General features: G+C 61.2%; 1 protein-coding gene and 1 pseudogene. One reads left to right on the top strand and one right to left on the bottom strand.

The annotated features are described in order from the left end of the window. Positions 1 to 51: 51 nt before the first annotated feature. Entirely contained in the window at positions 52 to 540 is a 489-nt protein-coding gene (locus HX846_RS37940) for a DMT family transporter (protein ID WP_003212086.1), read from the bottom strand. A 5-nt stretch (positions 541 to 545) separates the two neighbouring features. On the opposite strand from HX846_RS37940, the pseudogene HX846_RS40530 reads away from it, so the two are divergent. Next, positions 546 to 719 (top strand): annotated as a pseudogene (locus HX846_RS40530) (LysR family transcriptional regulator); the annotation flags it as partial.

Raw genomic sequence — 719 nt, 5'->3', positions numbered from 1 at the left:
CTGTTGCTGTGGGGCTTGCCACAGAAGCTGCGCACCCTCGACAAGCGCTGATCAGCCGGCGGTCACCAGCGAGCGGGTGGGTGCGGCACTGAATTGAATCAGGGCCACACCGCCAATCAACATCAGCGCCCCGATCAACCGGGGCGCGGTCAATTGGCGCTCCACCAGCCCGAACAAGCCGAAGTGGTCCAGCATCAACGAGGCGACGATTTGCCCGGCCATCGCCAGGGCGATAAACCCCGAGGCGCCGAGCTTGGGCATCAGGATCAACGCCAGCGAAATGAAGCACACGCCGAACGCGCCGCCGCTCCACATCCACAGCGGCGCCTTGGTGATAAAACCCAGGTTGGGCAGCGGCAGGCGCAGGGCCAGGATCACCGGCAGCAGCACGATGATGCTCACCAGCAGCGAGGCCAGGGTGGCCCACAGCGGATGCCCCAGGCCGCGTCCCAGGTTGGCGTTTATCGCGCTTTGAAACGGCACCACTGCCCCGGCAAACGCGGCCAACAGCAACAAACCTACCCAATGCAACGTCGTCATGATCAATATCCCAGAGGTTTTGCTGGACTCTAGGCTATTCGTCGCGCAAATTTAAATTCCAAGTTCTTATGCAGAACATGCAGCTGATGAATGATCTACGACGCATCGACCTTAACCTGCTGGTGATCCTTGACGCCTTGCTCAGCGAGCAACACGTGACCCGTGCCGCCGAGCGCCTG

It is taken from the genome of Pseudomonas sp. K5002 (genome assembly GCF_013386655.1).
In the GTDB taxonomy this organism is placed as follows: Bacteria; Pseudomonadota; Gammaproteobacteria; order Pseudomonadales; family Pseudomonadaceae; genus Aquipseudomonas.
Note: the sequence above shows the minus strand (reverse complement) of the source record. Positions and strands in the feature narration are given on the sequence as shown.

Coding starts and splice junctions, on each gene's coding strand:
- HX846_RS37940 (WP_003212086.1), bottom strand. CDS start 540: ATGACGACGTTGCATTGGGTAGGTTTGTTGCTGTTGGCCGCGTTTGCC.